The 15,585-nt window shown below is 35.9% G+C and carries 13 protein-coding genes and 1 riboswitch; of the genes, 5 read left to right on the top strand and 8 right to left on the bottom strand.

Annotation, left to right across the window (positions count from 1 at the left end):
* Positions 1-223: 223 nt before the first annotated feature.
* The 6 genes from HM982_RS06115 to HM982_RS06090 form a co-directional block, all read right to left on the bottom strand.
* Positions 224-2,527, bottom strand: a complete 2,304-nt coding sequence (locus tag HM982_RS06115) for a T9SS type A sorting domain-containing protein (RefSeq protein ID WP_179352212.1) — start codon at positions 2,525-2,527, stop codon at positions 224-226.
* Positions 2,528-2,633: 106 nt separating this feature from the next.
* Positions 2,634-4,271, bottom strand: a complete 1,638-nt coding sequence (locus HM982_RS06110; protein WP_179352211.1) for a tetratricopeptide repeat protein — start codon at positions 4,269-4,271, stop codon at positions 2,634-2,636.
* Positions 4,272-4,765: 494 nt separating this feature from the next.
* Positions 4,766-5,056: a Trm112 family protein gene (locus tag HM982_RS06105; RefSeq protein WP_179352210.1), complete on the bottom strand. Its 291-nt coding sequence runs from the start codon at positions 5,054-5,056 to the stop codon at positions 4,766-4,768.
* A complete protein-coding gene (locus HM982_RS06100) occupies positions 5,053-5,694 on the bottom strand; it encodes a thiamine phosphate synthase (RefSeq protein ID WP_218849767.1) in 642 nt (213 codons plus the stop codon). Before HM982_RS06100 ends, HM982_RS06105 begins: the two co-directional genes overlap by 4 nt.
* Positions 5,691-6,746, bottom strand: coding sequence for an AIR synthase family protein (locus HM982_RS06095; protein ID WP_246296578.1), 1,056 nt, complete (start codon positions 6,744-6,746; stop codon positions 5,691-5,693). The genes HM982_RS06100 and HM982_RS06095 overlap by 4 nt, the downstream gene beginning before the upstream one ends.
* Positions 6,746-7,462, bottom strand: coding sequence for a class I SAM-dependent methyltransferase (locus tag HM982_RS06090; RefSeq protein ID WP_179352208.1), 717 nt, complete (start codon positions 7,460-7,462; stop codon positions 6,746-6,748). Before HM982_RS06090 ends, HM982_RS06095 begins: the two co-directional genes overlap by 1 nt.
* A 63-nt stretch (positions 7,463-7,525) precedes the next feature.
* Positions 7,526-7,622, bottom strand: a riboswitch (TPP riboswitch).
* Between the two features lie 273 nt (positions 7,623-7,895).
* Between HM982_RS06090 and HM982_RS06085 the strand changes: the two genes are divergently transcribed.
* From HM982_RS06085 to HM982_RS06065, 5 genes are all read left to right on the top strand, one after another.
* The gene (locus HM982_RS06085) at positions 7,896-9,128 is read left to right on the top strand and encodes a cation:proton antiporter (RefSeq protein ID WP_179352207.1); all 1,233 of its coding nucleotides are present in this window, start codon (positions 7,896-7,898) and stop codon (positions 9,126-9,128) included.
* Between the two features lie 119 nt (positions 9,129-9,247).
* A complete protein-coding gene (locus tag HM982_RS06080; protein ID WP_179352206.1) occupies positions 9,248-9,700 on the top strand; it encodes a hypothetical protein in 453 nt (150 codons plus the stop codon).
* Positions 9,701-9,965: 265 nt separating this feature from the next.
* Positions 9,966-10,649: a guanitoxin biosynthesis heme-dependent pre-guanitoxin N-hydroxylase GntA gene (gntA, locus tag HM982_RS06075; RefSeq protein WP_179352205.1), complete on the top strand. Its 684-nt coding sequence runs from the start codon at positions 9,966-9,968 to the stop codon at positions 10,647-10,649.
* Positions 10,646-11,257 carry a DUF1989 domain-containing protein gene (locus tag HM982_RS06070; RefSeq protein ID WP_179352204.1) on the top strand — a complete coding sequence of 204 codons (612 nt, stop codon included), beginning with the start codon at positions 10,646-10,648 and terminating at the stop codon, positions 11,255-11,257. Before gntA ends, HM982_RS06070 begins: the two co-directional genes overlap by 4 nt.
* A 71-nt stretch (positions 11,258-11,328) precedes the next feature.
* Complete coding sequence (locus HM982_RS06065) at positions 11,329-11,514, top strand: hypothetical protein (RefSeq protein ID WP_179352203.1); 186 nt, start codon at positions 11,329-11,331, stop codon at positions 11,512-11,514.
* Between the two features lie 119 nt (positions 11,515-11,633).
* Here the strand turns inward: HM982_RS06065 and HM982_RS06060 are convergent, their stop codons facing one another.
* A complete protein-coding gene (locus HM982_RS06060; RefSeq protein WP_179352202.1) occupies positions 11,634-11,972 on the bottom strand; it encodes a hypothetical protein in 339 nt (112 codons plus the stop codon).
* Between the two features lie 602 nt (positions 11,973-12,574).
* The gene (locus HM982_RS06055) at positions 12,575-15,562 is read right to left on the bottom strand and encodes a DEAD/DEAH box helicase (RefSeq protein ID WP_179352201.1); all 2,988 of its coding nucleotides are present in this window, start codon (positions 15,560-15,562) and stop codon (positions 12,575-12,577) included.
* Between the last annotated feature and the right edge of the window lie 23 nt (positions 15,563-15,585).

Genomic DNA, 15,585 nt, shown 5'->3' with positions numbered 1-15,585 from the left:
TACGCCGAAGCTCTGCTTCAAAGCGTAAGTGCATAAAAAAAGGCCATAGCAATGCGCTAGCATGGTAGACGTTTTCTATTGTACAGCTAACCGGCGAAGATTCAGCATAACTAAACGTACATAACAAAAGCTTCTTAATATATCCTAACATAAAGAAAACCCTCATAAAAAGAATTATGAGGGCTCTTGGAGCGTAATTAATAATAAGGGATGAAATTAATAATTACTGCTTTACAATACGTTTAAAACCGACTACATTGTTAGAGTCTTGTACACGTAAAACATAAATACCTGATGCTAAATCAGAAATATCAAGGGTTGCACTTCCTTTAAAGGTCATTACTTTGGCTCCAGACAAATTATATACCGTAGCCTCTGTCACTGTAGCTTTGTTTAAATCTACTTGTAGCACACCCGATGTAGGATTAGGGTAAACAGCCATCGTATGAGCACTTTCTGCAAAGTCAGGTGTTCCTAGCACCTCTAAATCTATACTATATTCCATAAGTCCTATATCATAAGTACCAACAAATACAGTCACCGCATTATCTTCAAATTGATATGATGACGATGAAGACCCTATACTTAATAATTGATCGTTATGAATTTTAGTCCAGCTTTCACCATAATCTACAGAGTAATGCAACTCAAATAATGTAGATATACTCGTATAAGTTGTAGCCACCATTGCTCCTACAGTTTCTGTAGAAAATGCAACTTTATTAGTAACATCAGTAGATTTTTGAGCCCAAGTTGCACCTCCATCTGTAGACATAAAAACACCTTTAGTAGTTGCCATAGCAAAGGTGCCTGGCGTTAAGGGATCTTCTTGTAAGTCGTAAATCGTATCAAAAACATCTAAAATTTCTAAGCCCGCACTATTGGCTTCCCAAGTGCTGCCATCATCTGTAGACACATACACCTCAGTCCCTAAAGACATCGTAATAGTACCACTAGCATCAATTACAATACCGTTAATATAATCTACCGTTGGTAAAACAATATCTGTAACTACAACGGCATTTAAATCACTAAAATCAATCTTTTTTAATTGTGTTTCACCAGGATCATAGCCTGCAAATGCCACAATCATAGTTTCTGTATTTGAAGGGTAGGTTGCTAAAGCAGACACTCTATTAGTAAATACACTTAGCAATTGCGTAGTATTTAAACCATTGTCATTACTAATATTGAAAGCACTTCCTATAAAGCTAGAACTAAAACTAAAAACACGATTAGCAACATTGCTATCAAAAAAATAGGATGTCCCTCCTGTAGAATACGAATTTAAAGGCATCAAATTATAAGGCGTATCTTCTCCCGTGGTTAAGTCTCTATGTACAAAACCTTGTTGCACACCGTAATAAAGACTAGAATTGTTAACATCAGAAAAAATAGCATTCGTACCTGTACTTACAAAATAAGGATTAGCAATAACACTAACTGTTTCACCACCATCGGTAGAGAATAACGGAATATAGTTAGAACTAATCACGATCTCATCAGAGTTCTGTGGGTTATAGCTAGCATTTAAACCGTAAAAGTAACTATCGGTGTTATCGTAAGGATATACATAATTCACAAAGGTGGTACCGCCGTCTTCAGAAATCACGATTTCATTTTCTTCTAAAACAATGATTTGCGACGGGTTATTCTCGTTAAATTTAATAGCTATAATATCTTCTAATATACCTGTTGTCCACGTAATAGGCACGGCACTAAACGTTGTACCTCCATCTGTAGATTTATATAAGTTTTCTGGTGAAGCTCCAAAACTAATACCTGTACCTACATACATCGTTTGATCATCTGATGGATCAAAGGCCATAGTACTTAAAACATTACCAGATAAAGCTTCTGTGAATGTCGCACCAGCATCTGTAGAAACAAATAAACCGCCATCAATATCGGTACTTCCATTTCCTCTTACTAAAAACACAGTATCAGGATCTGAAGGACTTATGGCTACTTCATTTAAAAAAACCGTATCATAATCATTGGTATAGTAAATCATATCCCAAGTAATCCCACCATCAGCAGTGTAATATACTTTAGATTCCCTATCCCAGCCTACAGGAAAATTAGTATCCATAATAAGCACATCCATATTGCCATCATAAAAATCGTAAGAGGAAACGTGTGCTAATTCGTCTTGGTTAGGCACCGGTATTATTCGTACCAAGGCCTCTAAAGCTAAATCATAAACCAAAACGGCATTTTCCGTAGAGTTCTGTGCATAGAGCGTAAACGTTAAGGCTGTACCATCTGCAGAAAGCTTTAACTGATCAATTTGTGAGTAATCCACTAAATCCATGGTGTATAAAATAGACCAGGTTGCGCCATTATCTTCAGAGACCACAACATGGTTTCCTAAGGTAATACCATATATTTTGTTAGGGACATTAGCATCATAAGTGAGGTCTAATAGTCTACCGTAATCTGTGGATCCGGTAATTTCAACTTGAGCAAATGTGTGTTGTACTGCAAAGACGAGTACTAGTAAAAAGCGCGTAATTGTTTTTGTCATAATGAATCGTTTTAGTGAATTTCAATATTCTCCAATACTAATTACAATTGCTAAGTTTTTCAAACAATTAATGCGACAGAAAAAATAAAAAGTGTGACATCACTAGCTAAATACTTGACAAATAACGATATAAGTCTGAGCTTTCAGAGAGTCCCATTTTCTGACTTATGCGTTCTTTTCGCTTTCTAGAGGCTACAGCGGTAATATTAAAGAGCGACGAAATCTCTTTATTGGTAAGATCCATATACAAATAACTGATGTAGCGAATATCATTGGCGGTTAATTCTGGATGACGTCGTTTAAGTTCGGAAATAAAATTTTGGTTAACAGCTTCAAAATGCTTTAGGAAACTTTCCCATTCATTATCGTTTTTTAGTAAACTTTTTAGCTCTTTTATTTTGCGAGTAAGAAAGACGTTTTTCGAAATCTCAGTTTGGCTAGATAACGAATTAATCACATCCTTTAGCAATTCATTTCTACTAGATATCTGCAAGGCTTTAGCCGCCAACTTTTGGTTTTGGGTCTCTATTTTGTTTTTAAGCTTTTCTTGTTCTAATAGTAAAAAAGCTTCTTTAGCATGCAGTTGCTTTTCTAACACCAAATTATCGCTCTTTTCTTTTTCAAGTTCTAAGGCTATAATTTCCTGACTCCTGTCGTGTAGTATCTTACGTTGCTTGTTCTTAATAAAGCTGTTCCGCAAGGCCCAAGATATTAATACAATAACCAACGCACAAAAGCCCAACAAAGTATAAAGTCGCATACGCTCGGCACGTTGCTCAGCGCTGCTTTGCTGCAATTCTCGACGGTAATTAGCAATTTCAAATTTTACTTTATTGGCCTCAAAAAAGCGACCGTTCTTAATGGTGAACAAAGTGTCATTCAAAGCAATAATAGAATCTTTAGCTACTAGCGCTGCATCCATTAGTCCCTGAGCTTTATACAATTTGGCCAACTGCTCATACGTTGAGATTTTAAGATCTGGATTTAGCGCTGCTTCCCGAGCTGCTTCAGCATAAGTAATAGCTTTTGTAAGCGCTCCCCTTTCCTGATACACATTAGACAGTACTGTAAGTGTAGAAATCTTTTCTTCAATAAATTCTATAGCGTTTAGACGTGGTAATAGTGTTTTAGCCATGGCTTCTGCCGTATCTAAATCCCCTCGTTTATAATGATTTTCAGCCAGCGCAATATCTACCAAAAGTATTAAGTTAGCACGGCCTGTAAGACGCTCCTTCGCTTCTTCCAAATACGTTAAGGCTTCATCTAACGTGTTCAGTTCATTCCCCGCAAGTCCTAAATTAACGGCATAAAGTCCTATTTTAATCGTATCGTCGTGTTCTTTTGCCATCAGATAGGCCTTGTAAAAATAGGCTTTTGCTTTCTCGGGCTCACCTTCTTTACTATACAGAATGGCAATATTATTTAAAACGGTCATTTCCTCGTTTTCATTGAGGTGTTTTAAAGCAATGGTATAGGCTTCCAAATAGTAGTCTAGCGCCTCCCCATAATCTAACATAGAGTAGTAATTAGCACCAATATTATTTAACGCCAAAAACTGTTGTTTGTACCAATGGTTAGCTTCAGCTACCGTACGTACTTCGGTTAATAATTCTAAAGACGTTGCATAGTCCTTGTTACTTCGGGCAGAAATGCCTTCAAGCAACAAACTGTCTAATCGCTCTAGGTGTTGTGCATTGAGCACCACACTAAAAAAAATAACGACTACGCTTACTATACGCTTCATACTTTGTACCTGTAAATCCTTAGCAAATAGCTAAAGCGATAAATATAGTTTTTTTTTAGTTCAAAAAAAACGCGACCAAAGTATCAGCCTCACTTTTTTCTGTATACGCAAAACACTAAAGTGCTGATTGACAGGTTTCATTTTTTTGCTTAACATTTGGGCTTATAAGAGCGTATGTCGTAATTTCAAATACCACGTAGTGCATGTAATATCATACCGTTTAATGGAGTTAAGGAAAACTAATTGAGAAAAATCCGTCTTATAATTTCTACTTACTGGTTGAGGCCCTTAAAACGTTGGCACTTATGGTATAACCGCAATGACTTTAGGCCTTCTAAAAAGATTTGGCATTGCTAATAACCGTGTCAACACCGTTCATAAATTCAGGTTTCCTTGTCTTTTCGGTTTCTAGTTTAGCAGCTGTTAGTTCTTAAGACCTTAGTAAAACAATTGGTAACAATAGACTTAATTTTCTGCTCATAAGCTAAATCTTGCTACGGCGCTATCGCAATAATTTTTCCTTCTGAAATTTTAAACGTATCGGCATGGTTGTCCACCAAGTGTTGTTCCCATTTTTCAAGCATAGGTGCTTCGCGTTCAAAATCTCTAAATTCATCAGGATTCATAATCGGAACTCCTGACACAATCGGATACACACGTTTACAATGTGCGCAAGACAAAATGCCTTCCTTAATGTTATCGGTATCTTCTTTTGTAATAATTCTTAAGGTTAAATCCGATTTATCAAACGGACAACATAATTTTTCTATCGTATTAAGTCTCATGCTATAGTTTTTAAGTGGTTGGTATAAGTATCAATGGCTTCATCGGGATGTTCAGCATTCATTATTCCTGAAATTACTGCAATGCCATCAAAATCTAAGGTCTTTAATGCTTTTATGTTCTCGGGGTGAATGCCTCCTGCCAAAAAAAGCGGCTGTTTAAAAATTTGTGCTGCTTTTTTTATCGTCTCGTGGCTTATTATCTCACAATTGTCGGCACTAGATGACGGAAACATGGAGCAAAACGAAATATAATCCATTTGATGATGGGCTGCCCAGTGTACTACATCTAAATCATTGCCGCAGGTCAGCCCCATTAGCGCATTAGGAGTAATTTCTTTTCTAATGACGTCTATATTTAGAGGTGTTTTATCAAAATGAACCCCTTCTAAGGCCACCGTTTTTAAAATTTCCCATTGGTTATTTATAAGTACAGGTACTTGTTTTGCTGCACATAGTGTATGGATTTTCTTGATAAGTGCTAATTTATTGGCAACCTCATCAAAATTATCCCAAATCTGAACCGCTGCAATGTTCCTAGTGAGAATCACCTGAAGCTTTTCTAGTAAAATAGGTTCTGCCATAGCGGGATCAATCACCAGATAGATTCCTGAAGCTATGGGTTGTGTATGGGGGCTCATTTCCATTCTAATTGTAAAGCTTTAAAGAAGGCGGCCCAATACGGATCTTTATCGTGATAGATAACATCCGTGGTTTCGTCTTTCTCAATTAACGTTATACCTTGTGATTTTTTAGTCATTCTACCGACCTCAACACAAGGGATTGCCTTAGTTTTTAACTGCGCTATAAGCTGAGGAACAGCTGCTTGTTTACAAGTTATAATCATAGATCCTGCACCAATACAATAGCGTGGGTCTAATGAAAACACCTCACAGACTTTAGATTGGGCTTCATCTACAGGAAGTTTCTCATTTTCAATAATAGCACCGTTTCCCGAAGCTATAGCCATTTCATAGATAGCACCTAAAATACCACCTTCAGTAACGTCGTGCATGGCGGTGATGGCCTTTCCATTTTCTAAAGCCTTGGCAATTACAGCTTCTGGCAACACCGAAATATCGTAAAACGAAGCGCAGGCTGCTTGGTAATTTTCAATGCCGGCATTTTGCTTTACGGTCTCAGGAAAATGCATCGCTAATATAGCAGACGACGATAGGGCAGCACTTTTAGTCACTAAAATCACATCACCTGCTTGCGCTAAGCTTGAGGTGAGTAACTGCTCTTGTGCGGCTATGGTAGTAAATGTGCCACCACCTGCAATGGTTGAATGCTGTCCTTCTACAAATCCGGTATGACCGCCTGTAATGGCCACACCTAAATCGGTACAAAACTGATGGATATAATTCCAATAGGTTTGAAAATCTTGTTCAGGAAAATGTGCTGGCAGGTTCAGTACAAACTGGCCATACATGGGCGCAAATCCTGTGGTTGCGATATCATTAGCCACTAACTGTACCGAAAGCCAAGCCGACGCCTTTAAACCTAATGAGGGAATTAAAGACAAGGGGTCGCTTGCCGTAGCCATGGCTTGGCCATTGGGCAAGTTTACAATAGACACATCAACACCAAATTGTGGACCTACATAAACTTCTGGTCGAGTCTTCCCACATTTGTTCAAAAGAAATTGATTAAAATCAGATGCTGTTATTTTACCTGTTTTCTTTGCCATCATCAATCTTCTAGTTTAATGTACAAGCCAAAAAAGTCCCCTACAGGCAAATTCCATTTCTGTACAGGAAACCATTTTGGCAACCCTGTGGTTTTCCATTCTATGCTATACGTTCGCCCTTCTAAAGCCACATCGATAATCTTAATTAGCTTTTGAGGGGTGTAAAACGTGGCTGTGACATAAAAATCATTCTTCCCAAAAAACTGTTGGGTACGTCGTCTAATTAGTTTGGGCGTATTCCGATTCATCATCCCCATAATAATACCGTGTCGCCCTACTCTAGCGGCTTCTCTAATCACTTTTACGGGGTCTTTATAATATTCAAACGTGGTTATAAAGGCTAAAGCATCAAAGGTGTTATCTTTAAAAGGTAGGTGATGCGAATCTGCCATCACCAAATCACCATCAAAGCGATGCAAGGCTTGAGACAGCATAAAAGGTGAAATATCGCCCCCCGTAGCTTCAATACCAATGTCTTTCCACCAACGGGTAAAACGGGTAGTACCACAACCAAATTCGAGTAACGTACTAACACGTTTATCTTTAGACACCAGCTGTTCTAAGACCTCTTTTTGCCATACTTCGGCACGCTTATAAGGGCCTTCGTAATATGCTTCGTAAGTGTCGGTGTATTTTCGGTTAAAAAACCATTCTGATCGTCCTTGCCAGGTTTCTGTTTTCTCTGGTACAAGTTGTTGATTTACTTTTTCTAATTCCATTATTATAGTTCTTTTAAAGATTAAGAACCCTATTATGGAAGCCAATAAATTGGTGCAATGGAAATTATCCTATGTCTGCATCCCTACGTTGGCATTATCCAAATCAGGTCTATGGGTATCATCTCAGTCCTGATTGCTCAGAACACCCCACGCATTTCTGTTTCAAAGTTAGGTAAATATTCTGAGCTTAGCATTTTATTCCCTAAGATATTATTTCTTTTAAGTCTTTAGAGTGCGCTTATTTCAGCTTCTAACAACGCAACCCAACCGAGGATAAAACACACTAAATAAGCCACTAATAAACGGAAATGGGTTAAGCTTAGTAAAAAAATAATGCCAATTTGTAACCGGTAACTTATTGAGATTTACACCCCCAAATTTCAACCTCAACAATAACGCAACCTGATCACAATTTACGTTCAACAGTTAAGCTATGACACCTTATTACACCATATTACTTATTGTAGGGATCACGTCGCTTTTTGCAAGCTTCCTTCCTATTGTATTAAAAAAGTTTCGCATCAGTTACACCATTCCGCTATTGGTATTAGGGGCATTGTTATATTTTTTAGAAACACCTTTACCCTGGCCTAACCCTGTATGGGAAATTGATATGACCTTACGCTTTTCAGAACTGGTTGTGATTATCAGTTTAATGGTAGCGGGTCTAAAGATTGGCCTTAATTACTCATGGAAAGAATGGCATAACCCCTTGCGTTTAATTGGGTTTACCATGCCTTTATTTATGGCTGCTGTGTTTTTAATCGCCTATTATATCCTCGGGTTCGATGGTCCTGTTGCGGTACTATTAGCGGCTGTTTTGGCACCTACAGATCCGGCCTTAGCTTCAGAAATACAACTCAATAAAAAACAAACGGTGGCGACTAAAAATGTGGGGGTTGAATATAACCTTACCGCAGAAGCCGGACTTAATGACGGTTTAGCGTTTCCCTTTGTATTCTTAGCCATTTTATGGTCTAAAAGCGATACCTTAGGTATTGACGAGTGGAAAGAATGGCTGGGCTATTATCTGTTGTTTAAAATCATAGTCGGTGTTATTGTCGGTATTGTTGTGGGTTTTGCTTACAGCTATATGACTCACAAACTCGCCACTCCTAAGGCGCGGATAATTCATCAGGCTTTTGTGGCCTTATCATTAACATTAATCTCTTATGGCTTGGCCGAAATTTTAGATGGCTATGGGTTTTTAAGCGTATTTATGGCGGGGCTATTTGCCCATTACCACAAACATACCAATAACGAAACTACCGAAGGCGCGCCTAGTTTAGGGTTTATTACCAATGTAGAAAAGTTCCTCATTATCTTTTGGATGATTTTCTTTGGCGGTTCGTTAATGAGTGGTATTCTCAATTTTAATTCCTTGCCCACACTAGGCTTCGGCGTGTTTTTAGTCCTCATAGCAAGACCACTTTTAGGATATATAAGCTTGTATAAATCGGGGTTAGGCGCTAAAAAGAAATGGGCCATCTCCTTTTTTGGTATTCGTGGTATCGGTTCCGTATTTTACCTCACCTATGCCATAAAACACGGTAATTTTGAAGACGTCAATCACGTGTTCTCTATTGTCGCTTTTATTATCCTACTATCTATTGTATTACATGGTATCACCACCAAACGATTAATGCCTAAGGTTAATCAAGAATAGATACCTTCATAATAGTTTCAATTAATTCTACGTTCTAAATTGGTCAACATTTAAATCGATAGCGCTAATACAATGACCGCCTTCAGCTTATATTTATTAAAACTATAAAATATTATATTATGAAGACGACCTATCAAATTCTAGCTATAGCACTATTAACGCTTTCCTTTTCATGTAAAAATGAAACCTCAAAAGACCCCGTTCATATCGATACTAGAAATCCTATGAACGAAGAACTTACCGACACTCGAAATTATGAAGAAGAAGACGGTAACCTTGAAGACGACGACTATACCTACGAAGAGAAAACGGCTGATATAGATACCAATTGGAATCTAAAAGACCCCGAAAGACAGATGCGTTTATATGCGCGGTTCGAAATGAACGATAGCCAACAGCAACGTTATGAAACGGCGCTTACCGAGTGGATGACTGCAGACCCCGAAAACCCTTACGAACAACTTTCGGCTAACGACCGTATTGATGCAGAAGCTGAGATTCTAAAAGACATCCTAGACGATGAGCAGTTTGACCGGTACAAGACTTGGGCAGCTGATAATGACAAACGATAAATAACGGTTAGTAAACTAGCCTACATCACCAACAATGCCCACCTTTATACAGAGGTTAGTACAAAATTAATCCCCTATATTATTTACACCTTAGGCATAGTACTACAACAGCAACAGCTTTTCTAAATAAAGCAAGGCAATCACTAAACAAGTCGAGAGCAGGTAACTACAAAGTAATGGAGTTAAAAAAATTAGTAATGGAGGAAAATCATTGGTTTTATCGTTTTTAAATTTGATTCAATCATACATTTAGTACCATGTAACTATGAAAACAATAGCCAAATCATACCCCATATACAAAACAATAGATCAAGCATATAAAGATTTTATCCTTACACAAAAACATCCTTGTGTAATGGCTAAAACTTTATTTATGACCGACAATTACCATCTCAAAGTTTACCAATCCTCTAAGCAGACTGAGGTGTTAAATAATATTTTAAATGATCTCGAAGCTTTTATAGACCAATATGATTTCGAATCAAATACATTTGAATCATTCTTAGCTGTTTTTCCTTTTGAGCATTACGAAACTGAAATCGATTTTGAAAACAGCTTATGGCAAACGCTCCAACAACTGCACGAGTTAGACGACTGTGATTGGGACCCATCGGTTAGTGATAACCCAGAAGAGGCCACCTTTAGTTTCAGCCTCAAAGGCCGTGCGTTTTATATTGTAGGGCTTCATCCTAACAGTTCCAGAATAGCAAGGCAAAGTCCATACCCAACCATCGTATTTAATCTACACGTCCAGTTTGAGCAATTAAGAGCCATGGGAAGTTATAAGAAAATAAAAAAACGCATTAGAAAACGAGATAAAAAATTACAAGGACATATCAATCCGGTACTTAAAGATTTCGGAAAAGATTCTGAAACCAAACAGTACAGTGGCAGAGCTGTAGATAGCCATTGGAAATGTCCATTTCATAACACCAAACCAACAACATGAAACCACTAGTTAACGTAATAGACAAACAATCTGGCGCAGCCTTTCTGCTTAAAAAGAACGAGATTCTTACCGTCATAGACCCCATGGGAGAGCAAGTAAGTGATATGGTGCTATTTAATGCTAAAGATCACCAAGAAAAATTATCCTCTGGCAAATCTTTAGATTTTGAAGAAAACCTATTACTAACCAAAGGAAATTACCTCTGGTCCAATCGTTCGCAGAAAATGATGAAAATTATTGAAGATACTAACGGACGAAACGATTTCCTACTAGCCCCTTGCAGCCCAGAAACATTTCAAATTATGTATAACCACAAAGGCGAGCATCCCAGTTGCTTAGGTAATTTACAACACCACCTGCAACCTTACGGTATTGGCGTAGATGACATACCCACAGCCTTTAATATTTTTATGAATGTACAATTCAACACCAATGGTCAACTATCTGTACAGCCACCAACATCTAAAGCTGGAGACTACATTGAGTTTCAAGCACAAATGGACTTGCTAGTGGCACTTACCGCCTGTTCTGCAGAAGACAGCAATGGCGGAACATTTAAACCTATACATTATAGCATTAAAACCGAAACTGTAAGGCCCCCCTCTTAAGAGGACAGCTTTTATTTAAAGCTTTACAACACAATGACATAAACCCAATAATAATTTAAACACCTTTAATCATGACAAAAGATAAAAAAGACGACCAAAATAAAGACAAAGACAAAGACAAAGAACACGAAAAGCGTTTGCATCAAAATACAACCGACGAGAAAGGCGCTTTAAAAGTCGACCATTACAACCAATATGGTAAACAAAACGAAACACGCCGCGACCGTGCCGAAAAAATAAAAAACAAAGACGATTAATTAAACGCTTATGTTCACCCCCTTTGGGGTTGTAATTATAAACAACAACCACAAAAAGTCCAATCAATTAAGATTGGACTTTTTTTATTATACCTTAAAGCGCGTAGAAGCACTGAGACCTAATCGGCGTTAATACTAGCTTTATCCGAAATTTGAGAATCCGGTATAGCATTAAAAAACTCAGACAATTCCAAGTCGGCATTAGGTCCAAAGCCTAACAACATCGTACCCTTTTCGCCTTGGTTCGTTTCAATAACATATAATATAGACATATCCGATGGATTACTCATCCCTTCATAGCGGTGCTCTGCCACAATATGTAAGTCCTCGGGTTGGTACGTATGTGAGGAATCATTGCCTATCAAACTGCCATCTTTAAAATGGAAACCTGCCGTATAGCCTTTAGATTGATAGATGTCAATATAGTTTTCTTCGTGTTTTGCAAATTCGTTGTCCATAACTGTATGATTTTTAGATTTGCTACAAAGTACTATATATTAAGACTATAGCGTAACGTTATTCACTTTGTTATTGACTGATATGCTACAGGAATCGTTTTTTAAATTAAACTATGTGTTGAGGTTTAGGGTTGTCTCATTGAGGATTAACGAGAAACAAAACACGTTGGGTGTAATGGTAGCGAGCGAAGCTCATAGGGGTGTAAAATCACATCTATTCTAACGAATCAAATTTCTACTTCATCAAACAGAAAACCATAAACTAATCTAATAGCTTCATAATTTTGAAACCGATAGTTGTATCTAATTCATTATCTGTATTTAAAACTGATACAAACCCCATTTTACATTGATGGTCCATTTCCTCCTTTAAAGTATCGTTCAATTTTCCTACCAGATGCGTAAAAATTAGCGTAGGCCATTATGGCTTTTGGAGGATAACTTTGTCCATCGTGAATGATATCATAGACGGAGGAAGGAACAAAACCATCAGAATAACCCTTTTCCTCATAGTCTTTTATTCCCTTTTAAGATGTGCTCTCCTTTTACTTTATCGAATAACATATATTACTTTTAATAGGTTTAATTAACAGATTATTTTATTAGCCAAATAAAGTTTTTTGATAAATATCTCCTTCGAATTTATTAATTAACTCTCTTATAAATTCATAATGCTTTACATATTGGTTTGGAATAAAAATCAGTTCGATATTTTTAGATTTTAATAAGTCCATCTTAATCTTATCTGACTTGATTCTATTTTTGTCGGTATAATGCTCTTTACCATTTAGTTCAAATACAACTTTGGGCTGAATACCTAAAAAAAGTACGCCATCAAATTCTTTTTTACTGACGTATTTATTATCTTTTTCTTCAGGAAATAGGTCTATAATCTTTACATTTCTCTTAAACCTGCCACCACGTATTGAACAATGATGACGCATTGTTGCGTAAAATTCATCTTCAAATTTTGAATTATTAGAGAATCCAATTGTAAGTTTATTTACATTACTTTGAAAAACATCACAGGCACCGTTTTGTTCAACATAATTAATCAACGCATATAGGTCATCATCTTTTTTAGATAAAACATCGATAGCTTTTCTATCTGCGACTACAATTAGATTCTCCTTGGCTCTTGTAACGCCTACATTTATTAATTGACTATTATTTTTAATCCAATCGTACGTTCTTAAGGTTGTATTTCTTGAAATTGCAGTAGAAATTATAATAGTTTTATTCTCCTGTCCTTGAACCTTATGAATGGTTCCACAACTCACCGAAGGATCTAATTCACCTTTTGTAATTGCTGCTTTTATATAATAATTTAGAACTTCTTCCTGATTTCGAAATGGTGTAATAATAAAAACATCTGATAATCTGTTAACTTTTATGTACTTAACTATTTGAATAGCCTCTTCTATCTGTGAATTTTTATTCTTGTGATTTACATTGTTTACATCTATTAATTTTAAATTACCATTTCCTTTAATTCCTGAAAGATTTAACTGGTTCTCATAAAACCTCATATTAGAATAATTGATAATCTTTTTTCCACAGCGGTAGTGATATCGTAATAGAATAGCTCTTGAAATATTATCAATTTCTTTATATAATGAAAGAATAGAATTGTGGAAATAATTGTATTGTTCATCAATTCCAAATTGCTTCATTAACTCTTCATTTCTCGACTCATCAAAAACAATAATAGGTTTTAATTGGTTGGTGTCACCAATCAAAACCATATTCTTGCATTTGGAAATTGGTATCAAACTCGTGGCAATATCACATTGGCCAGCTTCATCCATTGTTAACAAATCAAATTTGAACTTATTCCCTAATCTACGACTTGAGATATTAGTTGTAAGAATAATTGGAAATACTTTTGTGAATTTTTTTAAATTCTCGTCTTGAGCAAGCCAAGTATTAAATTGCTTTACTTGTGCTTTTTCCTCTTCGATATAAAGTATTTCAACGAGGTCGCTATATTTTTTTGTTTTTAAGCGTTTTATGTATCTTAAAGATTCAAAATAAAAAAATTGCTGTAATTGATAATTTCCTTTAATGATTTCAAATATGCCTTTAACATTATCATCGGTAGTTATTGGAATGTCATTTAATTGCTTCTGTTGTATCTTTTTTTCTTCTTCTAATTTCCAGTAACTGTCTTTTCCTTTTTTTATTAAACCATTAATAAACTCTAAATTTTGTTCTACATCTAAACGCTTTTCATAATTTTCTAATCTACTGTGTAATTTTCTGTTATTTTCTTTAGACTTTTCTTTTAACTTAGCCAATAGATTCGCGTTAGGAGTATCTCTAGTTTCAAATTCATAAAGTTTTTTTATTTTTTTTAAAGCCTCTGCTGTGCATTTGTTATTTCCTAATCTAATAACAGGAAACAGAATCTCTTTATTTCTATACGTACCTAGGTACAATTTATCATTTATTCCGTCAATTGGAATATTATTATTAGAGGCAATTAACAAGGTTTTGGTATTGGTTAAACAGTTTACCACAATATTTAAGATGGTTTGTGTTTTCCCCGTTCCTGGCGGTCCCTGTACATAGGTAATTGGATATTTTAATGAATTATAAATAGTACGGAGCTGGTCTATATTGATATTGTTGTCGTAAAGGACAATATGAGGTTCTTTTCTATTTTTCCGGTCTAGTAAAGAAAGGTTTTGAAATAATGCTTTTAAAGGTTTTGTTAATTCTCCTTTGGTGTGTTCTGAGTGTATTTGATCATAAATATTTGAAATATCAATTTGAGCATAACCTAAAATAACAATTTCTGGTCGCGTATTAGGTAATTCCCCAGATCTAAAATTACCCATCAATCGTTCTATGGTACCATTTTTATCATTTAGGTATAAGGCTTCAAAATCTGTTCGGCTTAAATCTGTATAATATGACAGTGAATATTTAGTCCCCTTAATGTAGAAATCTGAATTGAAAAGTATTTTTGAGCCTATTTTAAGTTGATTCTCAACTGGGTTATAGGACAGCATTCTGTAAGCAACCACAAATTTCCCTCTAGATTCTAGGTCTATAGAAAATTCGCATAAAGCCAGTTCATAATCGTAAAATGTATTATAATCATTATTATAAATTTCTTTTATAATGTGCTGTTGCTGTTTATCTGATAGCTGATAAGGGTTTTGATTTATTAATTCATGGCTATCGACGTTTGGAATTAAGTGCTTTTTATGCAAAAACGGGTTATTATTTGCTTTGTAGCATTCTAAATAATAGTTTAATACATTATGGTTATACCTATCAAAGTCATATTTCTGCAAACTTTCATCATCTGTAATCTTTTTAACAAGTTTGTCTGAGACATCATAGTGTGAAAATTTTAAGATTTCGGCTGTCTGAATGCTCGCTATAAAAATCTTTGCATTTAAAATTGGTTCATCTTTAGTGACATTGAATATGTTAACATAAAGTTCTCCTTTTACGTTAATATCTAATATCGCTATCCAAAATCGGGTATGATCCCCATCTTTGTTTTTATACGTGATATTAAGATACTTACCTTCTCGAATGGCCTTACCTATTGCTAAAGTTATATTTCTGTCATTCATTTTATAGGATATTTGATCTAATA

It is taken from the genome of Winogradskyella vidalii, from assembly GCF_013403955.1.
GTDB classification, from domain to species: Bacteria; Bacteroidota; Bacteroidia; order Flavobacteriales; family Flavobacteriaceae; genus Winogradskyella; species Winogradskyella vidalii.
The sequence above is the reverse complement of the archived record's forward strand: the minus strand, read 5'-3'. Positions and strand labels throughout refer to the sequence as shown.

What these genes read in the sequence shown, in the direction of transcription:
- HM982_RS06065 (WP_179352203.1), top strand. Translation starts at nt 11,329, where the DNA reads ATGACAAAAGATAAAAAAGACGACCAAAATAAAGACAAAGACAAAGAC.
- HM982_RS06110 (WP_179352211.1), bottom strand. Translation starts at nt 4,271, where the DNA reads ATGAAGCGTATAGTAAGCGTAGTCGTTATTTTTTTTAGTGTGGTGCTC.
- HM982_RS06080 (WP_179352206.1), top strand. Translation starts at nt 9,248, where the DNA reads ATGAAGACGACCTATCAAATTCTAGCTATAGCACTATTAACGCTTTCC.
- HM982_RS06060 (WP_179352202.1), bottom strand. Translation starts at nt 11,972, where the DNA reads ATGGACAACGAATTTGCAAAACACGAAGAAAACTATATTGACATCTAT.
- HM982_RS06055 (WP_179352201.1), bottom strand. Translation starts at nt 15,562, where the DNA reads ATGAATGACAGAAATATAACTTTAGCAATAGGTAAGGCCATTCGAGAA.
- gntA (WP_179352205.1), top strand. Translation starts at nt 9,966, where the DNA reads ATGAAAACAATAGCCAAATCATACCCCATATACAAAACAATAGATCAA.
- HM982_RS06100 (WP_218849767.1), bottom strand. Translation starts at nt 5,694, where the DNA reads ATGAGCCCCCATACACAACCCATAGCTTCAGGAATCTATCTGGTGATT.
- HM982_RS06095 (WP_246296578.1), bottom strand. Translation starts at nt 6,746, where the DNA reads ATGATGGCAAAGAAAACAGGTAAAATAACAGCATCTGATTTTAATCAA.
- HM982_RS06070 (WP_179352204.1), top strand. Translation starts at nt 10,646, where the DNA reads ATGAAACCACTAGTTAACGTAATAGACAAACAATCTGGCGCAGCCTTT.
- HM982_RS06090 (WP_179352208.1), bottom strand. Translation starts at nt 7,462, where the DNA reads ATGGAATTAGAAAAAGTAAATCAACAACTTGTACCAGAGAAAACAGAA.
- HM982_RS06105 (WP_179352210.1), bottom strand. Translation starts at nt 5,056, where the DNA reads ATGAGACTTAATACGATAGAAAAATTATGTTGTCCGTTTGATAAATCG.
- HM982_RS06085 (WP_179352207.1), top strand. Translation starts at nt 7,896, where the DNA reads ATGACACCTTATTACACCATATTACTTATTGTAGGGATCACGTCGCTT.
- HM982_RS06115 (WP_179352212.1), bottom strand. Translation starts at nt 2,527, where the DNA reads ATGACAAAAACAATTACGCGCTTTTTACTAGTACTCGTCTTTGCAGTA.